6 protein-coding genes are annotated in these 23,585 nt (G+C 68.5%); all 6 read left to right on the top strand.

The annotated features are described in order from the left end of the window. Window positions 1–255 precede the first annotated feature (255 nt). The 6 genes from AC1RLW_RS26725 (at window position 256) to AC1RLW_RS26750 (ending at window position 23,575) form a co-directional block, all read left to right on the top strand. On the top strand, window positions 256–14,169 hold the full coding sequence (locus AC1RLW_RS26725; RefSeq protein ID WP_493195712.1) for an Ig-like domain-containing protein: 13,914 nt from the start codon (window positions 256–258) through the stop codon (window positions 14,167–14,169). 281 nt (window positions 14,170–14,450) lie between these two features. After that, window positions 14,451–17,039, top strand: a complete 2,589-nt coding sequence (locus AC1RLW_RS26730; RefSeq protein ID WP_493195713.1) for an Ig-like domain-containing protein — start codon at window positions 14,451–14,453, stop codon at window positions 17,037–17,039. 96 nt (window positions 17,040–17,135) lie between these two features. Beyond that, complete coding sequence (locus tag AC1RLW_RS26735) at window positions 17,136–18,107, top strand: OmpA family protein (RefSeq protein WP_493195714.1); 972 nt, start codon at window positions 17,136–17,138, stop codon at window positions 18,105–18,107. 381 nt (window positions 18,108–18,488) lie between these two features. Continuing rightward, entirely contained in the window at window positions 18,489–20,726 is a 2,238-nt protein-coding gene (locus AC1RLW_RS26740) for a type I secretion system permease/ATPase (protein WP_493195715.1), read from the top strand. A 29-nt stretch (window positions 20,727–20,755) separates the two neighbouring features. Further along, window positions 20,756–22,072, top strand: a complete 1,317-nt coding sequence (locus AC1RLW_RS26745) for an HlyD family type I secretion periplasmic adaptor subunit (RefSeq protein ID WP_493195716.1) — start codon at window positions 20,756–20,758, stop codon at window positions 22,070–22,072. Window positions 22,073–22,090: 18 nt separating this feature from the next. After that, window positions 22,091–23,575, top strand: a complete 1,485-nt coding sequence (locus tag AC1RLW_RS26750; protein ID WP_493195717.1) for a TolC family protein — start codon at window positions 22,091–22,093, stop codon at window positions 23,573–23,575. Window positions 23,576–23,585: the final 10 nt, after the last annotated feature.

Consider the following 23,585-nt stretch of genomic DNA (forward strand, 5'->3'; position numbering starts at 1 on the left):
GCTGCGGCGCGGTCTTCTTCAAGGCCCTTGCGAGTCGCTGACTCGCGAGGGCCTTGTGCTTTGTACGAACTCCTGGGGGCTTTGTTCACAGTTTCGCCCTGTGCCTATGTTTGTCGCACCCGCTTTCGGACTCGTCCGATGGATGGAACGGGACCGTCTTCCTAAAGTCATCGGTCAACAAACCGTATGAGCTGGCGCCGCGCGTGCGCGCGCCGCTGCGGTCCCGTTTTTCATTCAGCAAGCACTAGGAATCACATGGCAACGAAGAAGACGAAGGTCGTCGTCAACAGCAACGGCAGGAACATCGATCACACGGTGGAAGCGGCAACGAACGGCAAGGCGCCGGTCCGCATCAAGGTCCAGAAGGGCGCGAAGTACCTGCTCAAGGGCGACGACGGTTTCGCGCCCGAGAACGTGACGCTCACGCGCGTGGGCAACGACCTGCAGATCACGCTCGAAGGCGAGACGAGCCCGGGCCTGGTGCTCGAGGGCTACTACGCGCAGTCCGAACCCGTGGGCCTGTACGGCGTGGCCGAGGACGGCCAGCTGTACGCCTACGCGCGCACCGATGGCGCGGGCGACATCTACGCGCTGGCCGAAGGCCAGTCGGCGCCCGTGGCGCTGGGTGGCGATTCGTACGGCGCGGGTGCGCCGTACCTGGCCGGCACCGAAGCCGGTGGCAACGACCTCTTCGGCGGCATGCTGCCCCTGCTGATGACCGGCGGCCTGGCCGCGCTCGGTCTCGGCGCCATTGCCGCGGCCAGCGGCAGCGACGGCGCGACCGCGCCCAGCCTTCCGCCCGTGCTGCCCCCGCCCGACGTGCGTCCTCCCGGCAAGCCCGGCTTCGACGGCATCGGCGGTGCCTACGACGACGTCGGCCCCATCAAGGGCCAGATCCAACCCGGCGGCCAGACCGACGACACGCGACCTGATTTTTTCGGAACCGGCACCCCCGGCAATACCATCACCATGTACGACAACGGCAAAGAAATCGGCAAGACCCTTGTGGACGGCAACGGCGCGTGGCACTTCACGCCACCGAAGGACCTGAGCGAGGGCAACCATTCCATCACCATCACCGAGAGCGATCCGGCCGGCCGTGAAGGCGAGCCTTCGGACCCGTTCGAGTTCGGCGTCGACACCACCCCGCCGCCCAAGCCCGAGTGGGACGGCGGCAGCAGCGAAGGCCCCGGCGCCGTCATCGACGACGTCGGCAGCATCACCGGCCGCGTGCCCCCGGGCGGCGCGACGGACGACCAGCGTCCCGAGTTCAACGGCCAGGGCACCCCGGGCGACACCATCATCGTGCAGGACCACGGCAAGGAAATCGGCCGCGTCGAAGTGAATGGGGACGGCGTGTGGACCTTCACGCCGCCGACCGACCTGAGCGAGGGCGACCACTCCATCACCATCGTCGAGCGCGACCCCGCGGGCAACGAGAGCGAGCCTTCCGACCCGTTCGATTTCGTCGTCGACATCACCCCGCCCGAGCAGCCCCAGGTGGGCGGCGCCAACGACAACATGGGCGAGTACCAGGGCCCCATCACCCCGGGCGGCGTCACCGACGACCGCCAGCCCGAGTTCCATGGCGAAGGCACGCCGGGCGACACCATCGTCATCAAGGACGGTGACACCGTGATCGGCACCACCGACGTGGACGAGAACGGCGCCTGGACCTTCACGCCCTCGACCGACCTGAAGGAGGGCGACCACTCCATCACCGTCATCGCGCGCGATCCGGCCGGCAACGAGAGCAAGCCTTCCGACCCCTTCGATTTCGAGATCGACGTGACCCCGCCCGATGCCAGCAAGCTGGCCATCACGGGCGTGGCCGACGACGTGGGCGAAGTCACGGGCAACGTGGCCTCGGGCGGCAAGACCGACGACAGCCGTCCGCTGCTCAGCGGCACCGGCACGGCCGGCGACACCATCATCGTGACCGTCAAGGACAGCACGGGCAGCCGCGAGCTGGGCCGCGCGATCGTGGAGGCCGACGGCAAGTGGACGCTGCAGGTGAACACGCCGCTGCTGCAAGGCAAGAACGAGTTCACCGCCATCGAGATGGACCCCACGGGCAACCACACCGCGCCCACCGCGCCCTACACCGTGATCCTGGACAGCGTGCCGCCGAGCGTGCCCGTGATCCAGAACGTGCAGGACGACGTGGGCCCGCACCAGGGCATGCTGCAGAAGGGCCAGGTCACCGACGACGCGCGGCCGACCATCATCGGCACCGCGCAAGCGGGCAACACCATCAAGGTCTACGACGGCACCAAGCTGCTGGGCCAGACCGTGGCCGACGCCAATGGCAAGTGGAGCATCACGCCCGAAGCCGACCTGGCCGACGGCACGCACAACATCACCGCCACGGCCACCAACCCCGTGGGCCAGACCAGCGACGCCACCGGCGTCTGGAACTTCGTGGTCGACGCCACGCCGCCGGGCAAGGTCACCGACCTCGTCATCACCGACGACGTGGGCGGCAAGCAGGGTGCGCTGAAGGACGGCGAAACCACCGACGACGACCGTCCCACCTTCAGCGGCAAGGCCGAGCCGGGCGCCACCGTGAACGTGTACGACAACGGCACCAAGATCGGCGAAGCGCCGGTGGACGAGAACGGCGACTGGAGCTTCACGCCCACCACGCCGCTGACCAGCGGCGAGCACGCCTTCACCACCGAAGTGGTCGACCAAGCCGGCAACAGCAGCGGCCAGGGCGATGCGCTGAATGTGGTGGTGGATGCCATTCCTGGCGTCGTGACTCTCGGCAAGCTGATGGACGACCAGGGCACGATCCAGGGCGCCATCGCCCCCAACGGCAACACCGACGATGCGCGCCCTGAAATCCAGGGCACGGGCAAGCCCGGCAGCACCATCAAGGTGTACGACGGCGCGACCCTGCTGGGCGAGACGACGGTCAAGCCCGACGGCACGTGGAGCGTCACGCCCGAGACGGCATTGGCCGACGGCGCGCACAGCATCACCGTGACCGCAACCGACAAGGCTGGCAACGTGAGCGAGCCGACCCAGGCGTTCAACTTCACCGTGGACACCGTGCCACCGACCACGCCGAGCATCGAATCGGCGCTGGACGACGTGGGCGCCAAGCAGGGTGCATTGGTCAACGGCGGCATGACGGACGACCCGTCGCCCACGCTCTCGGGCAAGGCCGAAGCGGGCAGCACCGTGACCATCAACGACAACGGCGCCTTCCTGGGCAAGGTCGTGGCCGACGCCGAAGGCAACTGGAGCTACACGCCCACCACGCCGCTCAACGAAGGCGAGCACAAATTCGCCGTCAGCGCCACCGACAAGGCGGGTAACACGAGCGCGCCTTCGGCCGAGTTCGTGCTGACCATCGACTACACGCCGCCGGACCCCAGCAAGCTGGCGATCACGGGCGTGGAAGACGACGTGGGCGGCATCACGGGCAACGTGGCCTCGGGCGAGAAGACCGACGACAGCCGTCCCGCGATCAGCGGCACCGGCACGGCCGGCGACACCATCATCGTGATGGTCAAGGACAGCACGGGCAGCCGCGAGCTCGGCCGCACGATCGTGGAGGCCAACGGCAAGTGGACGCTGCAGGTGACCACGCCGCTGCTGCAAGGCAGCAACGAGTTCACCGCCATCGAAGTGGACCCCGCAGGCAACGCGACCGCACCGAGCGCGTCGTACATCGTGATCCTGGACAGCGTGCCGCCGAGCGAGCCCGTGATCCAGAACGTGCAGGACGACGTGGGCGTGCTCCAGGGCATGCTGCAGAAGGGCCAGGTCACCGACGACGCGCGGCCGACCATCATCGGCACCGCGCAAGCGGGCAACACCATCAAGGTCTACGACGGCACGAAGCTGCTGGGTCAGGTCGTGGCCGACGCGGAAGGCAAGTGGAGCCTTACGCCTGAGGCCGACCTGGCCGACGGCACGCACAACATCACCGCGACGTCGACCAACCCCGTGGGCCAGACCAGCACACCCACCGGCATCTGGAACTTCGTGGTCGACACCGCGCCTCCGGGCCAGGTGACGGGCCTCGAAGTGCTGGACGACGAGGGCGCGGTGCAGGGACCACTGAAGAACGGCGACACCACCGACGACAACAAGCCCGAGTTCAAGGGCAAGGCAGAGCCGGGTTCGACCGTGAAGGTCTACGACAACGGCACGCTGCTGGGCAGCGTGCCGGTCGACGCCAACGGCGACTGGAGCTTCACGCCCTCCACGCCGCTGGCGCAAGGGCCGCACGCACTCACCACCGAGGTGGTGGACCCGGCGGGCAATTCGAGTGGCCAGGGCGATCCGCTGAACCTGATCGTGGACCGCATTCCGGGCAAGCTGGAAATCAACACGCTGGTGGATGACCAGGGCGCCGTGACGGGCCCCATCGCCGCCAACGGCACGACCGACGACAAGCGTCCCGAGATCCAGGGCACGGGCAAGGCCGGCAGCACCGTCAAGGTGTACGACGGCGCCACGCTGCTGGGCGAGACCGTGGTCAAGGCCGACGGCACGTGGAGCGTCACGCCCACGGCCGATCTGGGTGAAGGCGCGCACGCCATCACCGCCACCGCCACCGACCTGGCAGGCAACACGAGCGAGCCCACCAAGCCGTTCAACTTCACCGTGGACACCGCGCCACCGACCGCGCCGAGCATCGAATCGGCCCTGGACGACGTGGGCTTGGTGCAGGGCCCGCTGGTCAACGGCGGCGTGACGGACGACCCGTCGCCCACGCTCTCGGGCAAGGCCGAAGCCGGCAGCACCGTGACGATCAAGGACAACGGCGCCGTGCTGGGCACGGTCGTGGCCGACGCCGAAGGCAACTGGGTGTACACGCCCACCACGCCGCTGACGGAAGAGCAGCACACGTTCACCGTCACCGCCACCGACAAGGCGGGCAACACGAGCGCGCCTTCGGCCGGGTTCGTGCTGACCACCGACTACACGCGGCCGGACCCCAGCAAGCTGGCGATCACCGGCGTGGAAGACGACGAGGGCAGTATCACGGGCAACGTGGCCTCGGGCAGCGCCACCGACGACAGCCGTCCCGCGATCAGCGGCACCGGCACGGCGGGCGACACCATCATCGTGATGGTCAAGGACAGCACGGGCAACCACAAGCTGGGCGAGACGATCGTGGACGCCAACGGCAAGTGGACGCTGCAGGTGACCACGCCGCTGCTGCAGGGCAACAACGAGTTCACCGCCATCGAAGTGGACCCGGCAGGCAATGCGACCGCACCGAGCGCGCCCTACACCGTGATCCTGCAAAACGGCCCGTCGCTCATGCCGGTGATCCAGAACGTGCAGGACGACGTGGGCATCCACACGGGCATGCTGCAGAAGGGTGACGTGACCGACGACGCCCGACCGACCATCATCGGCACCGCGCAGGCGGGGAGCACGGTCAAGGTCTACGACGGCACGAAGCTGCTGGGCCAGGTCGTGGCCGACGCGGAAGGCAAGTGGAGCCTCACGCCTGAAGCCGACCTGGCGGACGGCACGCACAACATCACCGCCACGGCCACCAACGTGGTGGGCGTGGTCAGTGTTCCCACCGGCATCTGGAACTTCTCGGTGGACACGAAGGCCCCCGCCCCGGCGACCGTCCAGCTGCTGGACGACGTGGGCGGCAAGCAAGGGGTGCTGAACAACGGCGACACCACCGACGACACCAAGCCCGAGTTCAAGGGCAAGGCCGAGCCGGGTTCGACCGTGAAGGTCTACGACAACGGCACGCTGCTGGGCAGCGTGCCGGTCGACGCCAACGGCGACTGGAGCTTCACGCCCCCCACGCCGCTGGCGGACGGGACGCACGCACTCACCACCGAGGTGGTGGACCCCGCGGGCAACTCGAGCGGTCAAAGCGCTCCGTTGAACCTGACCGTGGACACCATCCCTGGCGAGCTGCGGATCAGCGCGCTGGTGGACGACCAGGGTGACGTGAAGGGCGCCATCGCCGCCAACGGCACCACCGACGACAAGCGTCCCGAGATCCAGGGCACGGGCAAGGCCGGCAGCACCGTCAAGGTGTACGACGGCGCCACGCTGCTGGGCGAGACGACGGTCAAGGCCGACGGTTCGTGGACCTTCACGCCCACGGCCGATCTGGGCGAGGGCGCACACGCCATCACCGCCACGGCCACCGACAAGGCTGGGAACACGAGCGAGCCGACCCAGGCGGTCCACTTCACCGTGGACACCGTCGCGCCGACCGCGCCGAGCATCGAATCGGTCACGGACGACGTGGGCGCCAAGCAGGGCGCATTGGTCAACGGCGGCGTGACGGACGACCCGTCGCCCACGCTGTCGGGCAAGGCCGAAGCCGGCAGCACCGTGACCGTGTATGACAACAACGCCAAGCTGGGCACGACCGTGGCCGATGCCAACGGCGACTGGAGCTACACGCCCACCACGCCGCTGACGGAAGACAAGCACACCTTCACAGTCACCGCCACCGACAAGGCGGGCAACACGAGCGCGCCTTCGGCAGAGTTCGTTGTGACGACCGACTACACGCCGGCTGACTACAGCAAGCTGGCGATCACGGGCGTGGAAGACGACGTGGGCGGCATCACGGGCAACGTGGCCTCGGGCGCGACGACGGACGACAGCCGCCCGGTCATCAGCGGCACCGGCACGGCCGGCGACACCATCATCGTGATGGTCAAGGACAGCACGGGCACCCACAAGCTGGGCGAAGCGCCCGTGGGCGCCGATGGCAAGTGGACGCTGCAGCTGACCACGCCGCTGCTGGAAGGCAGCAACGAGTTCACCGCCATCGAAGTGGACCCCGCAGGCAATGCGACCGCACCGAGCGCGTCGTACACCGTGATCCTGGACAGCGTGCCGCCGAGCGCGCCCGTGATCCAGAACGTGCAGGACGACGTGGGCATCCACACGGGCATGCTGCAAAAGGGCGAGGTGACCGACGACGCCAAGCCGACCATCATCGGTACGGCGCAGGCCGGCACCACCGTCAAGATCTACGACAACGGCACCAAGATCGGTGAAGTCGTGGCCGACGCCTCGGGCAAGTGGAGCTTCACGCCTGAAGCCAACCTGGCCGACGGCACGCACAACATCACCGCCACCGCCACCAACCCCGTGGGCCAGACCAGCCAACCCACCGGCATCTGGAACTTCGTGGTCGACACCGCGCCCCCGGGCCAGGTGACGGGCCTCGAAGTGCTGGACGACGAGGGCGCGGTGCAGGGACCGCTGAAGAACGGCGACACCACCGACGACAACAAGCCCGAGTTCAAGGGCAAGGCAGAGCCGGGTTCGACCGTGAAGGTCTACGACAACGGCACGCTGCTGGGCAGCGTGCCGGTCGACGGCAATGGCGACTGGAGCTTCACGCCTCCCACGCCGCTGGCGAACGGTTCGCACGCACTCACCACCGAGGTGGTGGACCCCGCGGGCAACTCGAGCGGTCAAAGCGCTCCGCTGAACCTGATCGTGGACACCATCCCTGGTGAGCTGCGGATCAGCGCGCTGGTGGACGACCAGGGCACGGTGACGGGCCCCATCGCCGCCAACGGCATCACCGACGACAAGCGTCCCGAGATCCAGGGCACGGGCAAGGCCGGCAGCACCGTCAAGGTGTACGACGGCGCGACGCTGCTGGGCGAGACCGTGGTCAAGGCCGACGGTACGTGGAGCGTCACGCCCACGGCCGATCTGGGCCAGGGCGCGCACGCCATCACGGCCACGGCCACCGACAAGGCCGGCAACCCGAGCGGGCCGACCCAGGCGTTCAACTTCACGGTGGACACCGTGCCACCGGCCGCGCCGAGCATCGACGCAGCGGCAGACGACGTGGGCGCCAAGCAGGGTGCATTGGTCAACGGCGGCGTGACGGACGATCCGTCCCCGACGCTCTCGGGCAAGGCCGAAGCCGGCAGCACCGTGACCATCAATGACAACGGCGCCTTCCTGGGCAAGGTCGTGGCCGACGCCAACGGCAACTGGGTGTACACGCCCACCACGCCGCTGGCAGAAGGCGAGCACAAGTTCACCGTCACCGCCACCGACAAGGCGGGCAACACGAGTGCGCCTTCGGCCGAGTTCGTGCTGACCACCGACTACACGCCGCCGGACGCCAGCAAGCTGGCGATCACGGGCGTGGAAGACGACGTGGGCGGCATCACGGGCAACGTGGTCTCGGGCGCCACCACCGACGACGCACTGCCTGCGATCGGCGGCACCGGCACGGCCGGCGACACCATCATCGTGATGGTCAAGGACAGCACGGGCAGCCGCGAGCTCGGCCGCACGAACGTGGACGCCAATGGCAAGTGGACGCTGCAAGTGACCACGCCGCTGGCTGCGGGCGCCAACGAGTTCACGGCCATCGAGCAGGACCCGGCGGGCAACCAGACCGCGCCGAGCGCTTCGTACAGCATCAACGTCGACACGGGTCGCCCGGAAGTTCCGGTGATCCAGAACGTGCAGGACGACGTGGGCATCCACACGGGCATGCTGCAAAAGGGCGAGGTGACCGACGACGCCAAGCCGACCATCATCGGTACGGCGCAGGCCGGCACCACCGTGAAGGTCTACGACAACGGCACCAAGATCGGTGAAGTCGTGGCTGACGCCTCGGGCAAGTGGAGCTTCACGCCTGAAGCCAACCTGGCCGACGGCACGCACAACATCACGGCCACGGCCACCAACCCGGTGGGCCAGACCAGTGATGCCACCGGCATCTGGAACTTCGTGGTCGACACCGCGCCTCCGGGCCAGGTGACGGGTCTCGAAGTGCTCGACGACGTGGGCGCCAAGACGGGCCTGCTCGCCAACGGCGACACAACCGACGACACCAAGCCCACCTTCAACGGCAAGGCCGAGCCGGGTGCGACCGTGAAGGTCTACGACAACGGCACGCTGCTGGGCAGCGCGCCGGTCGATGGCAACGGCGACTGGACGTTCACGCCCACCACGCCGCTGGCCAACGGTTCGCACGCGCTCACCACCGAGGTGGTGGACCCCGCGGGCAACTCGAGCGGCCAGGGTGAACCGCTGAACCTGATCGTGGACAACATCCCCGGCACGTTGCAGATCGACGCGCTGGTGGACGACCAGGGTGCCATCAAGGGCAGCATCGCGCTCAATGGCACGACCGACGACACCCGCCCTGAGATCCAGGGCACGGGCAAGGCCGGCAGCACCGTGAAGGTGTACGACGGCGCGACCCTGCTGGGCGAGACCGTGGTCAAGGCCGACGGCACGTGGAGCGTCACGCCCACGGCCGACCTGGGAGAGGGCGCACACGCCATCACCGCCACGGCCACCGACAAGGCCGGTAACCCGAGCGAGCCGACCAAGCCGTTCAACTTCACCGTGGACACCGTTGCGCCGACCGCACCGAGCATCGAGTCGGTCACGGACGACGTGGGCGCCAAGCAGGGTGCATTGGTCAACGGCGGCGTGACGGACGACCCGTCCCCGACGCTGTCGGGCAAGGCCGAAGCGGGCAGCACCGTGATCATCAAGGACGGCTCCGTGGAGCTGGGCAAGGTCGTGGCCGATGCCGAAGGCAAATGGAGCTACACCCCCACCACGCCGCTGGCAGAAGGCGAACACAAGTTCACCGTCACCGCCACCGACAAGGCGGGCAACACGAGCACGCCTTCGGCCGAGTTCGTGGTGACCACCGACTACACGCCGGCTGACTACAGCAAGCTGGCGATCACGGGCGTGGAAGACGACGTGGGCGGCATCACGGGCAACGTGGCCTCGGGCGCGACGACGGACGACAGCCGCCCGGTCATCAGCGGCACCGGCACGGCCGGCGACACCATCATCGTGATGGTCAAGGACAGCACGGGCAGCCGCGAGCTGGGCCGCACGAACGTGGAGGCCAATGGCAAGTGGACGCTGCCAGTGACCACGCCGCTGCTGGAAGGCAGCAACGAGTTCACCGCCATCGAAGTGGACCCCGCAGGCAACGCGACCGCACCGAGCGCGTCGTACACCGTGATCCTGGACAGCGTGCCGCCGAGCGTGCCGGTGATCCAGAACGTGCAGGACGACGTGGGCGTGGTGCACATGCTGCAAAAGGGCGAAGTCACCGACGACGCCAAGCCGACCATCATCGGCACGGCGCAGGCCGGCAACACCATCAAGGTCTACGACGGCGCGACCCTGCTGGGCGAGACCGTGGCCGACGCCAACGGCAAGTGGAGCCTCACGCCTGACGCCAACCTGGCCGACGGCCCGCACGACATCACTGCGACGGCCACGAACTCCGTGGGCCAGACCAGCGATGCCACCGGCATCTGGAACTTCGTGGTCGACACCGCGCCTCCGGGCCAGGTGACGGGTCTCGAAGTGCTGGACGACGTGGGTGCCAAGACGGGTCCGCTCGCCAACGGCGACACCACCGACGACACCAAGCCCACCTTCAACGGCAAGGCCGAGCCCGGCGCGACCGTGAAGGTCTACGACAACGGCACGCTGCTGGGCAGCGCGCCGGTCGATGGCAACGGCGACTGGAGCTTCACGCCGAACGCGCCGCTGGCGAACGGGCCGCACGCGCTCACCACCGAGGTGGTGGACCCGGCGGGCAACAGCAGCGGACAGGGCGCGCCCCTGAACATCGTGGTCGACAACTCGGGCGTGACGGTGTCGATCGACACGCTGCTGGACGACCAGGGCACCAACAAGGGCAGCATCGCGCTCAACGGAACCACTGACGACACCCGCCCTGAAATCCAGGGCACGGGCAAGGCCGGCAGCACCGTGAAGGTGTACGACGCTTCGACCCTGCTGGGCGAGACCGTGGTCAAGGCCGACGGCACGTGGAGCGTCACGCCCACCGCCGACCTGGGAGAGGGCGCACACGCCATCACCGCCACGGCCACCGACAAGGCCGGCAACCCGAGCGAGCCGACCAAGCCGTTCAACTTCACCGTGGACACCGTGCCACCGACCGCGCCGAGCATCGACGCGGCAGCAGACGACGTGGGCGCCAAGCAGGGTGCATTGGTCAACGGCGGCGTGACGGACGACCCGTCGCCCACGCTCTCGGGCAAGGCCGAAGCCGGCAGCACCGTGACCATCAACGACAACGGCGCCAAGCTGGGCACGGTCGTGGCCGACGCCAACGGCAACTGGGTGTACACCCCCACCACGCCGCTGGCAGAGGGCGAACACAAGTTCACCGTCACCGCCACCGACAAGGCGGGCAACACGAGCGCGCCTTCGGCCGAGTTCGTGCTGACCACCGACTACACGCCGCCCGCGGCTTCGGTCGCGACGCTGAGCGACGATGCCGGCGAGATCAAGGGGCCGATCACCAGCGGCACCGTCACCGACGACGACACCCCGACCTACGCGGGCAAGACCGAGCCGAACGCCACCGTGGTCATCTATGACGACGGCAAGGAAATCGACAGGGTGCAGGCCAATGCCGCGGGCGACTGGAGCTTCACGCCGTCCACGCCGCTGGCGCCGGGCGCGCACAGCTTCAGCAACGCCGTGATCGACGTGGCCGGCAACGTGGGCCAGCCGGGCGCGGCCATCGACTTCACCGTTGATGTGCAACCCGCGACCATCAGCATCGCCGGCGCGACCGACAACACCGGCGACATCCTCGGCGAGATCGCCAAGGGCGGCGTCACCGACGACGCCACCCCGACCCTGCACGGCAAGGCCACCCCGGGCGGCACCGTGAAGGTGTACGACGGCACCACCGTGCTGGGCTCGGTCGTGGCCGACGCCAACGGCGACTGGAGCCTCACGCCGGCCACCCCGCTGCGCGAAGGACAGTACGAGCTGAGCGCCACCGTGACCACGGCGGCGCACGGCGAGAGCGCGAAGACGGCGGTGTTCGACTTCACCGTCGACTTCACCGCGCCGGGCGCGCCCACCATCGTGGCGGTGCTCGACGACGTGGGCAGCATCACCGTCAACGTGGTGCAGGGCGGCGTCACCGACGACACCCGGCCGCAGTTCAAGGGCAAGGCCGAGCCGGGCAGCACCGTGAAGGTCTACGACGGCGGCACGCTGCTGGGCGAGACCACGGCCAACGCCGCAGGCGACTGGAGCGTCACGCCGACCACGCCGCTGGGCAACGGCGCGCACAACGTGACCGTGACCGCTACGGACGCCGCAGGCAACGTGAGCGCGCCGTCGGCCGCCTTCGACTTCACCGTCGACGCGACGCCGCCGGCCAAGCCGACCATCGTGTCGGTGGTCGACGACGTGGGCAGCATCCAGGGCGAAGTGACGCTGAACGGCGTCATCGACGACCCGCGCCCCGTCTTCACGGGCAAGGCCGAAGCCAACAGCACCGTGGTCATCTATGACAAGGGTGTGGAGGTCAAGCGCGTGCCTGTCGATGCGTCGGGCAACTGGACCTGGACGCCGACGACGGCGCTGAACAACGGCGTGCACACCATCACCGTGAAGGCCGTCGACCAGGCGGGCAACCTCAGCGCGCCGTCGGATCCCTTCGGCTTCACGGTGTCCACCGTGCCGCCGCCCAAGCCGGTCATCGTGTCGGTGTACGACGACGTGGGCGGCGAGCAGGGCGACCTGTACAGCGGCGACTTCACCGACGACTCCCAGCCCCTGGTCACGGGCAAGGCCGAGGCCAACAGCACCGTCATCGTCTTCAACAACGGTGTGGAGGTGACGCGCGTGGAGTCCGATGCCTCGGGCAAATGGACGTACACGCCGGCGACCCCGCTGGCCGACGGCGGCCACAGCATCAGTGCGATCGTGATCAACAAGGCGGGCGTGTCCAGCGTGCCTTCGGCGGCGTTCGGGTTCACGGTGGATACGACGCCGCCCAAGGCCCCGACCAAGCTGGTGGCCACCGCGACGGGCGTGGACGTGTACTTCGACACCACCGATGCGAAGGCGGGCGACAAGGTGCGCGTGATCTTCGGCGACGGGCCCGTCGACCATGTGCTCACGGCGGCCGACATTGCCGCAGGCAAGGCGTACGTGGCCAATCCGGTGCCGCCGTTCACCGTCGGCTTCGAGGGGATGCCGATCGCACCGGAGGGCACCTACGTGCCTTCATTGGAGAGCGGTCGCCTGACGATCACCGGCAGCCAGATGTACGTTTCCCCGAAGACCTCAGTATCGGAGATGTTCTGGGGCATGTCGGGGAATTACCTGGCATTCGGCATGCCCGCCGGAGCGGGACCCACCCTTCAGTTCGCGGTGGCGGAGGGAACGGACTTCATCGGTTTCCGCTGGCGCGGCACCGATCAATCATCCCCTACGACCATGACGATCTATGACATGAAGGGCGGTGTGATCGACGTTGTCGCGATCCCGGGCGGGGCGACTCCCAATGACTACAGCTTTGCGGCACCCGTGGGCCGGGAGATCGGCCGTGTGACATTCGAGACCAAGGATGGACGGGATGTCGTCGCCGCCATGGACAACCTCCAGATCGGCGGCGGCCCCACCGCCAACCTCGATGCCTCGGCGGTCATCATCGACCCGGTGGGCAATGTGTCGGCGCAGACCATGCCGGATGTGTCCGGGACCTTCGCTTTGGATGGGGATGAAACGGGCGACCGTGCCGGTACCGGTGCCGGTGCCGGTGCCGGTGCCGGTGCCGGTGCCGGTGCCGATGCGGCAGCCCACGGCACCGACGTGCTCGATCACCCGACGCAGGGCTACACCGAAGCTGACGACCAGATCATCGCCAGGCTCGGCTTCGCCGACCGCCTCGAAGGCGGTGCAGGCAACGACACCTTCCTGAAGGTGGGCACGGGTGACGTGGTACACGGCGGCGCGGGCAATGACAGGGTTCACGTCAACAGCGGCGACTTCGCACGCATCGACGGCGGCCTGGGTGTCGACACCCTGGTGATGGACGGCAAGGCGATGCACATCGACCTGTCGGCCCTCGGCCTGAAGGTGCAGGGGGTCGAGAAGTTCGACCTGGGCGCAGGCGGCAACACGCTGGCGCTGAGCACGCACGACGTGCTGGCCGGTGGCGCGCGCGACATGGTCGTGACCGACGGCAAGGTGCAGATGCTGGTCAACGGCGCCAACGGCGACGTGAACCTGCTCGGCGGCGACGACAGCTGGACCCAGGGCGGCAACGCCACGGTGGGCGGTGTGACGTACGGCGTCTACACCAACCTGGCCGGCACCGCCGAGCTGCTGGTCGAGGACAAGGTCCACGTGACCATCCTGTAAGGCCGCTGGTCGGTCACGCGGCGCAACCACAGCGCCGCGCATGACGCGGCAGCTGCCGGTGCGGCTGCCGCGTTTTTCTTTTTGACCTGTGCCGTTGTCGACGACTTTGTGCGCGATTTCGGCACCGACCTACTCCTTCGTACCCGGCTTTCAGATTCGTCCGATGGCCCGGCCCGACGGCGATTTCTAGAGTAGGCCACCCCTCAAAACGCTGGATCGCGCTGCGCTTGTTTCGCGTGCCGATCCGGTCTTCCTTTCCCATTTCAGAGCATAGGAATCCCATGACATTCGAACAGACGAACGTCACCCCCCACGCGACCATCGCCCCCGCCATGAGCGCAGGCGCATCGACCTTCGCGCCCCTTCCTCCTTCGGTGGGCGGCGCCGCCGACGACGCCGGCGACATCCTGGGCAGCATCGCCCCCGGCGGCGTCACCGACGACCGCCAACCCGAATTCCGCGGCCAGGGCACGCCGGGCGACACCATCGTCATCCGTGACAACGGCACCGAGATCGGCACCACCGAAGTCGCCGAAGACGGCACCTGGACCTTCACGCCCTCGACCGACCTGCTCGAAGGCCTGCACGCCATCACCATCGTCGCGCGCGACAGCAGCGGCAACGAGAGCGCGCCTTCGCCCGCGTTCAATTTCGAGATCGACGTGACCCCGCCCGACGCCAGCCGACTGGCCATCACGGGCGTCGCCGACAACGTGGGCGGCGTCACCGGCAACGTGGCCTCCGGCGCCACCACCGACGACACGCATCCGCTGCTCAGCGGCATCAGCACTGGCGTGCCCGGCCACACGGTCACCGTGATGGTCAGGGATGCCGCCGGCACCCGCGAACTGGGGCAGGCCACCATCGGAGAAAACGGCCAGTGGACCTTCCAGGTCGACACCCCGCTGGCCGCAGGCCCGAACACCTTCACGCTCGTGGAGCGCGATGCCGCCGGCAACGAGACCATGCCGACCGGGCGCTACACCGTCAACGTCGTCACCGACAAGCCGAGCGCACCCGTGATCGAGAGCGTGTTCGACGATGTGGGCACGCCGCACATGCTGCAACCCGGCGAAGCCACCAACGACGCCAGGCCGACGCTGGCGGGTAGGGCACAGGCGAACCACACGGTCAAGTTCTACGACGGCAGCACGCTGCTGGGCCAGGTCGTCGCCGACGCCTCGGGCCAGTGGAGCTTCACGCCCCTGGCCAATCTGGCCGAGGGTGCGCACGGCATCACCGCCACGTCCACCAATCCGCTGGGCCAGACCAGCGAGGCCAGCGGCAGCTGGAACTTCGTGGTGGACACGACGCCGCCGGCCAGGCCGACCATCGTGTCGGTGGTCGATGACGTCGGCAGCATCGTGGGCAGCGTGGCGCTCAACGGCACCACCGACGACGCACGCCCCGACTTCTCGGGCAAGGCCGAGGCCAACAGCACCGTGGTCATCTACGACAAGGGCGTGAAGCTCACGCAGGTGCAAGCCGATGCGTCGGGCAACTGGAGCTGGACACCGGCAACGGCCTTGGGCAATGGCGTGCACACCATCACGGTGACGGCGGTGGACAAGGCGGGCAACGCCAGCGTGGCGTCGGATGCCTTCGGCTTCACGGTGGCCACCACGCCGCCGGGCAAGCCGACCATCGTGTCGGTGGTCGACGACGTGGAGGCCATCACAGGCGCCATTGCCAGCGGCACCACCACCAACGACGCCAAGCCGACCTTCAGCGGCAAGGCCGATGCGAACGGCACCGTGATCATCTATGACAAGGGCGTGGAGATCGACCGCGTGCAGGCCAACGCCTCGGGCAACTGGACCTACACGCCGGCCAAGGCGCTGGGCGAAGGTGCGCACAGCATCACGGTGGCGGGGGCGGACCAGGCGGGCAACACGAGTGCGCCCTCGGGTGCGTTCGAGTTCACGGTGGATACGGCACCGCCGGTTCTTGCCCAGGGCGGCATCTATCTGTCGTACGCCCACTTGTGGTACTGGTGGGCCCTCGACATTCCAGTCGCTGAGAATCCCGGGGTCAAGGACGCGGCTCGGGTCGTCATTCGCTACGTCGAAAACAACATCGAGAAGGACTACTACCTCCAGGTCACCGAGGGCCACAGGGATGGAACGATCACCAGCGTGTGGCGGGACCTCCCCATCCCGGCGGGAATCCCGATCAAGGTGGCGTTCGAAGATGCGGCGGGCAACCTGACGGCTTTTGTCTCCGTCCCCGTCAACAAGACCAGTCACTTCTGGGCCTACCCCGCCGGCACCTTCGGTGTCTTCGAACCTGTGGAGATGACGGACGACAACATCATCGACAGCCCGGCCCAGGTCTACACCGAAAGCGACGACACGTTCATCGCCAAACTCGGCTTCGCCGACCGCCTCGCAGGCGGCGCGGGCAATGACACCTTCATGAAGGTGGGCACGGGCGACACGGTGCATGGCGGTGCGGGCGACGACGTCATCCGCGTCCACAGCGGCGACTTCGCCCACATCGACGGCGGCCTGGGCATCGACACCCTGGTGATGCACGGCAAGGCGATGCACATCGACTTGTCGGCCCTCGGCCCGAAGGTGCAGGGCGTGGAGAAGTTCGACCTCGGGTCGGGCGGCAACACGCTGGCGCTGAGCACGCACGACTTGTTGGCTGGCGGTGCGCGCGACATGGTCGTGGCCGACGGCAAGGTGCAGATGCTGGTCAACGGCGCCAATGGCGAAGTCGACCTGCTCGGCGGCACCCACGGCGACGACGGCTGGACCCAGGGCAGCAATGCCACGGTGGGCGGCGTGACGTACCACGTCTACACCAACCTGGCCGGCACCGCCGAACTGCTGGTCGAGGACAAGGTCCACGTGACGATCCTCTAAGTCGACGGGGCCCGTCGCCCGGCCGTGGCGTCGAGGCCCCACTTTTTTCTCATTCATTTTTCATGCGTGCCCCGTGCGGGGCACCCGGAGCCATTCATGTCCTCGTTGCTTCCTTCGACTTTTCTTTTCTCCTACCGCGGCGTCCGCGCCGCCGCACTCCTGGCACTGGGCGTGCTGGCGGCGACCGCGGCGCAGGCCCAGCAACCGCAGAAGCCGGGCGCTGCTGCGGTCCGGCAGGGGCCGGCCTACCGTGCCGTGCCTGCTGCAGCGGCCGACCAGGCCCAGGTGATCTTCTTTCGCCCCGTCAGCACCTCGGCCGCCGGCCAGCGCCCCGGTGCGGCGCACGTGTACGTGAACGGCGAGTTCCACGCCGCGCTGCTGCCCAACAGCTTCACGCGCCTGTGCGTGGCCCCGGGCAACCACTCGGTCGAGGCCTACCTCGGCGATGCGCCCACCTACGAAGGCAAGTCGCAGCCCCGCACGCGCGCCGAGCTCGAGGGCGGCAAGACGGTGTTCGTGGCCGTGTCGGAGCAGGACGGCTCGGGCTCGCCCGTGCCCTACCGCCGCGCCGATGCCGAACGCATGCTGGCGGGCGCGCACGAGCAGCGTCACGTGATCAGCCGCGCGAGCGCGGTCGAGCGCTGCCGGGAGCCGGTGGCCGCGGTGCAGCCGGTGGAAAAGGCGCGCTACACGCTCAACACCGACACGCTGTTCGCGTTCGGCCGCTCCGACCTCGCCGCGATGACGCAGAAGGGCCGTACGGCACTGGCCGACGTGGCTGCGCAGATCCGCGCGAACTCGCTGGAAGGCGTGACGCGCATCGCAGTGCGCGGCCATGCCGATCCGATCGGCTCGGCGCCCGAGAACCTGCGCTTGTCGGAGCAGCGCGCACAGACGGTGCGCCGCGTGCTGGCCGACGAAGGCCTGCCGGCGGACCGCATCGCGGCCGAAGGCATGGGCAGCGTCGAGACCGTGGTGTCGTGCACGGCCAACCGCTCGCGCGACGCCCGCATTGCGTGCAACGCCCCCAACCGCCGCGTCGAGGTGGTAGTGCAGGGCGTGAAGTAAGTCGCGTAAGTCGCACGGCGCGGCGGGCATTCCGGCGCTGCGTGCGCCGCGGGGCGTTGCCCCTTGCCCGCAGCGGCAAGGACAACGCCCCTTTTGGCGTGCATGCGGCCCGCAGTTTCGGACGAGTCCGATGGATTGTTCACGGGCCCATTTGTAAAGTCCTTGGCATGGGAACGGCGCCTGCTGCGCGGTTCCCACGTCGAGATCCCCCGCTGCCGAAGCGCATGCGGGCCCCTGCGAATTCCTTGTCGGTGCAATGCCATGAAAGTCCGATGCCGTGGGGCAGGGACGGGTGTTGCCCCGACGTTTCACACCACCGGCATCCACGGCCCCGCCGCGCTGCCACAGGCCTGCCAACGGGCGAAGAGAAAAGAGAACCACATGGCTGCAGTGATCGCGCATGACGCCGTACCCGGCGTACCGGGAGCCCCCGGCAACGAGGCGTCGCCGATGGCGATGGTGGCGGAAGAGCGCGACACGCTGCTGCGCGCCGTGCACTGGCTGTGCGCGCACCACGGCCGCACGCTGAGCGAGGCCGCACTGCAGGCGGGCCTGCCGCGCGAGATGCGCCTGTCGCCCACGCTGGCGGTGCGCATCCTGGAGCAGGCGGGCATCGGCGCGGGCTGGGTCAAGCGCGAGGTGGGCGATCTGCTGTCGTACCTGTTCCCCGTGGTGGCGCTGCGCAAGGAAGGCGGCGCGTGTGTGATCACCGGCCGCAACGGCCAGGGCGACAAGGCCACCTACGACGTGATCCTGCCGGAAGCCGGCACGGGCACGGTGACGCTCACCGTGCAGGAAATGGCCGCGCTGTACGGCGGCCACGCGCTGCTGGCCAAGCCGCATGCGCAGCTGGACGACCGCGCCGGCCCCGAGGCCGAAGAGTCGGAAGGGCACTGGCTCTTTTCCACGCTGTGGCGCTACCGGCGCTACTACGCGAGCGCGGCGCTGGCGGCGCTGCTGATCAACATCCTCACGCTGGCGAGCACCTTCTTCACCATGAACGTGTACGACCGCGTGGTGCCCAACCAGGCGTATGTCACGCTGTGGTCGCTGGCCATCGGCGTGGTGTTCGCGATGGTGTTCGAGTTCAGCGCGCGCCACGTGCGCTCGCACCTGGTGGACATGGCGGGCAAGAAGGCCGACCTGATCCTGGGCTCGATGCTGTTTCGCAAGCTGCTGTCCACGCGCATGGAGCACAAGCCGCAGTCGTCGGGTTCGTCGGCCAACCAGCTGCGCGAGTTCGAATCGGTGCGCGACTTCGTGACCTCGGCCACCATCTCGACGCTGTCGGACCTGCCGTTCTGCCTGCTGTTCGTGGGCATCATCTTCATGATCGGCGGGCCGCTGGCGCTGGTGCCGCTGCTGTCCATTCCGCTCATCATTCTCATCAGCGTGGCCATCCAGTGGCCGCTGGCCAAGGTGATGCAGGAGAACCTGCGCGAGGGTTCGCTCAAGCAGGGTTTGCTCATCGAATCGATCGAAGGCATCGAGTCGCTCAAGGCCGCGCGCGGCGAGGGCGTGATGCAGCAGAAGTGGGAAAACTTCAGCGCGCTCGCGGCCACCAGCTCCATGAAGTCGCGCAAGCTGTCGAGCATGGCGGTGAACCTCGTCACGCTGATCCAGCAGGTGCAGACCGTGGTGCTGGTGGTGTGGGGCGTGTACCTTATCCACGCGGGCGAGTTCACGATGGGCGCGCTGTTCGGCACGGTCATTCTGGCCGGGCGCTCGACCTCGCCGCTGGCGGCGGTTGTGGGCCTGGCGGTGCGCTACCAGCAGGCCAAGACGGCGCTGACCTCACTCAACCAGGTGATGGCCAAGCCGGCCGACCGCGTGGCGGAGCGACGCTACCTGGCCAAGCCGGTGTTCAACGGCCACGTCACGCTCAAGAAGATCAACTTTGCCTACCCCGCGCCGCCGATGCAGCCGGCACCGCCGGTGCTGCAGGACGTGAGCCTGACGATCAAGGCGGGCGAGCGCATCGCCATCCTGGGCAACATCGGTTGCGGCAAGTCGACGCTGCTGCGCGTGATGGCCGCGATGTACCAGCCCGGTGCCGGGCAGGTGCTGCTCGACGGTGTCGACGTGGGCCAGATCGACCCGGCCGATGTGCGCGCCGCCGTGGGCCTGCTGAGCCAGGACGCGCGCCTGTTCCACGGCACGCTGCGCGACAACGTGACCATCGGCCACCCCTCGGCCACCACGGAAGAGTTCTTGCACGTGGCGCGCATCACCGGCATCGACGCGATTGCGGCGCGCCATCCGCGCGGCTACGACATGCCCATCGGCGAGGGCGGCCACGGCCTGTCGGGCGGGCAGCGCCAGCTGGTGGCGCTCGCGCGCTGCCTGCTGCTGCGCCCGCGCATCCTGCTGATGGACGAGCCCACCAGCTCGATGGACCTGCAGACCGAACACGAATTTTTGCGCCGCATGGCGCACGTCACGCAGGGCCAGACCCTGGTGGTGGCCACGCACCGGCTGTCGGTGCTCGACCTGGTCGATCGCATCGTCGTGATGGACGGCGACGGCAAGGTGTTCCTCGACGGACCGAAAGACGCCGTGCTGGCGCGCCTGCGTGGCGCGGCCGGCAATGAACCGAACGAACAACCGGTGCCCGCGTGAGCGCGCACCCGATGCAAGGAAACGATGCCATGAACACGACTGAAACCACCGCGGGGCCCATGCCCGGCGCGGCCTTGCCGGTGAAGGTGCCGGCCCCCGTGGCGAAGCTGCCCGCGAAGCGCCCGGGCCCGAGCGGCCAGGCACGCCACGAAGACTCTCCCTTCGTGAAGGACCTGCGCGAGGCGATGCTGGTGCAGAAGACGCCGGGCAGCCTGGCGGTGCTGTACCTCATCGCGACGATCCTCGTGGTCGGCGGCGTGTGGGCGCACTTTGCCAAGGTGGAAGAGATCACGCAGGGCGAAGGCCGCGTGATTCCGGCCAGCCGCGAGCAGATCATCCAGAGCCTGGAAGGCGGCATCCTGGAAGAGATGAACGTGCACGAAGGCGATGTGGTCGAGCGCGGGCAGATCCTGCTCGAGATCGACCCGACGCGCGCGGGTGCGTCGTACCGCGAAGGGCTCTCGAAGGTGCAGGCGCTGAAGGGCTCCATTGCTCGGCTGCGCGCCGAAGCCTATGCGCAGCCGCTGGCGTTTCCGCCGGACGTGCAGGGCGTGGATTCGATCGTGCGCGACGAGACGCAGGCCTACAACGCACGCCGCCAGACGCTCAACGAGAGTGTGGGCGCGCTGAACCGAAGCCTGCAGCTGGCCGAGCGCGAGATCTCGCTGTCGGAGCCGCTGTCGGCGCGCGGCCTCATGTCGGAGGTGGAGGTCTTGCGCATGAAGCGCCAGGCCAACGAGTTCCGCCTGCAGATCGCCGAGCGCCAGAACAAGTACCGCGCCGAGGCCAACGCCGAGCTCACGCGCTTCGAGGGCGAGCTGGCGCAGGCCAAGGAGAACATGGGCGCGCGCGAGGACGTGATGAAGCGCACCACCATCAAGGCGCCCGTGAAGGGCACCGTGAAGAACATCCGCGTGAACACCATCGGCGGCGTGATCCAGCAGGGCGCGGACATCATGGAGATCGTGCCGCTGGAAGACCAGCTGCTGGTGGAAGCCAAGATCAAGCCCTCGGACGTGGCCTTCATCCGCCCGACGCTGCCGGCCACCGTGAAGATCTCGGCCTACGACTACGGCATCTACGGCGGCCTCACCGGCACGGTGGAGCACCTGAGCCCCGACACGCTGAAGGACGACGAGAAGGCGCGTCAGGGCGCGCGCGGCGACACCTCGTACTACCGGCTGCTGGTGCGCACGGACAAAGCCTCCTTGAGCGCGGGCGACAAGGAGTTCCCCATCATTCCCGGCATGACCGCCACGGTCGAGATCCGCACGGGCGAGAAATCAGTCCTGAGCTACCTGCTGAAGCCGGTGCTCAAGGCACGCGAAGCGTTTCGCGAACGCTGAGCAGGAGTCGAAGTCATCATGAAAACGAAGAAGAACAAATCCATGCAGCCGGGCGTGTGCGCGCTGCTGTCGGTGTCGATGCTGCTTGGCGCCGGCGCGTCGGTGGCGCATGCGTCGCAGGACGAGGCGCCGGCGCTGAAGGTGGCGCGGCGGTTGGCTGCAGCACCGGCCGTGTCCGTTGCCGTGGCGCCGGTGGCCATGCCTGCGCCGTTCGTGGCCGCATCGCCGCCGCCGTTCCAGATGCGCAAGGTGGCGGCGTCCGCCTCCGCGATGGGCCTCAGCGCCGACGCGGGCGAGCGCCTGCGCGCCTACCTCGACGAGAACGTGCGCAAGGCGCTCGAGCTCAGCGCCGAGGCGCGCGAGGCGCAGGCCAACTGGAAGGCCGCCGAGTACGACATCGACCAGGCCAAGGGCCAGCGTTGGCCGCAGGTGCAGGTGGGCGTGTCGTCGCCGTCCGCCACCTTCGGCGGCGGCGCCAACAGCGGCACGCGCAGCGCGACGGGCAACCTCGCGATCACCACGCCGGTGTACGACTGGGGGCGCCTGAGCGCCACCATCGACAGCCGCACCGAGACCTCGAAGGCGGCCTACCAGGCGGCGCAGCAGGTGCGCCAGAAGATCGCCTACGACACCGTGTCGGCGCTGCTCGAACAGCGGCGCCACCAGGCGGCGCTCGAGGCCAGCCAGGGCTATGTCAAGCGCATGGAAGAACTGGTCGACATGCTGAGCCAGATCGTGCAGAGCGACCGCGGCCGCGCCAGCGAACTCACGCAGGCGCGCGCACGCCGCCTGCAGGCCGTGACCGGCCGCGACGCCATCGTGGCCAAGCTGCGCGAAGTGCAGGTCAGCCTCGTGAAGCTGGTCGGCGAAGAGGTGCAGTGGCCGGCCGACCTGGCGTGGGAAATCCGTCCGGTCGCGCTGCAGGACGCCCTGATTGCGGGCGCCGAGCATCCGGCCATGCAGCAGGCGCGGGCCGAGGCGAAGGCCGCGGGCCTGTATGCGGAGTCGGTGAAGGCGGGGCGCCTGCCGCAGCTGAACTGGGTGGTCGGCAAGAGCACACAGGAAGATTCGGCGGGCAACAAGCAACCGTGGTCCACGGGCCTGTCGCTGCAGTGGAACGCCTTCCAGGGCGGCTCGGGGCGTGCGTCGGAACGCGCGGCCTTCGAGCGCGCGGCGGCCGGCGAGGAAAAGGCCGAGGCCTCGGCACGCGACCTGGCCTACCGGCTGCGCACCTCGGCCGAGCAGCGCGACGCGGCGGCCAGCCGTGCCGGCGAGTACACCGAGCTGATCCAGGAAACCGACCGCGTGCGCAAGATCTTCTACGAGCAGTGGTACCACCTGGGCAAGCGCACGCTGCTGGACGTGCTCACCGCCGAGAGCGACCACTACAACAACCAGTCGGCCCAGGTGACGACGCGCTTCGACGCCGAGGCGGCCGACCTGCGCATGCGCGCCGACTCGGCCATGTTGCTGGACTGGCTGCGCGGCGCAAAGGTGCTCTGAGGGGCGCGAA

The organism is Variovorax sp. GW822-FHT04A09 (genome assembly GCF_058801005.1).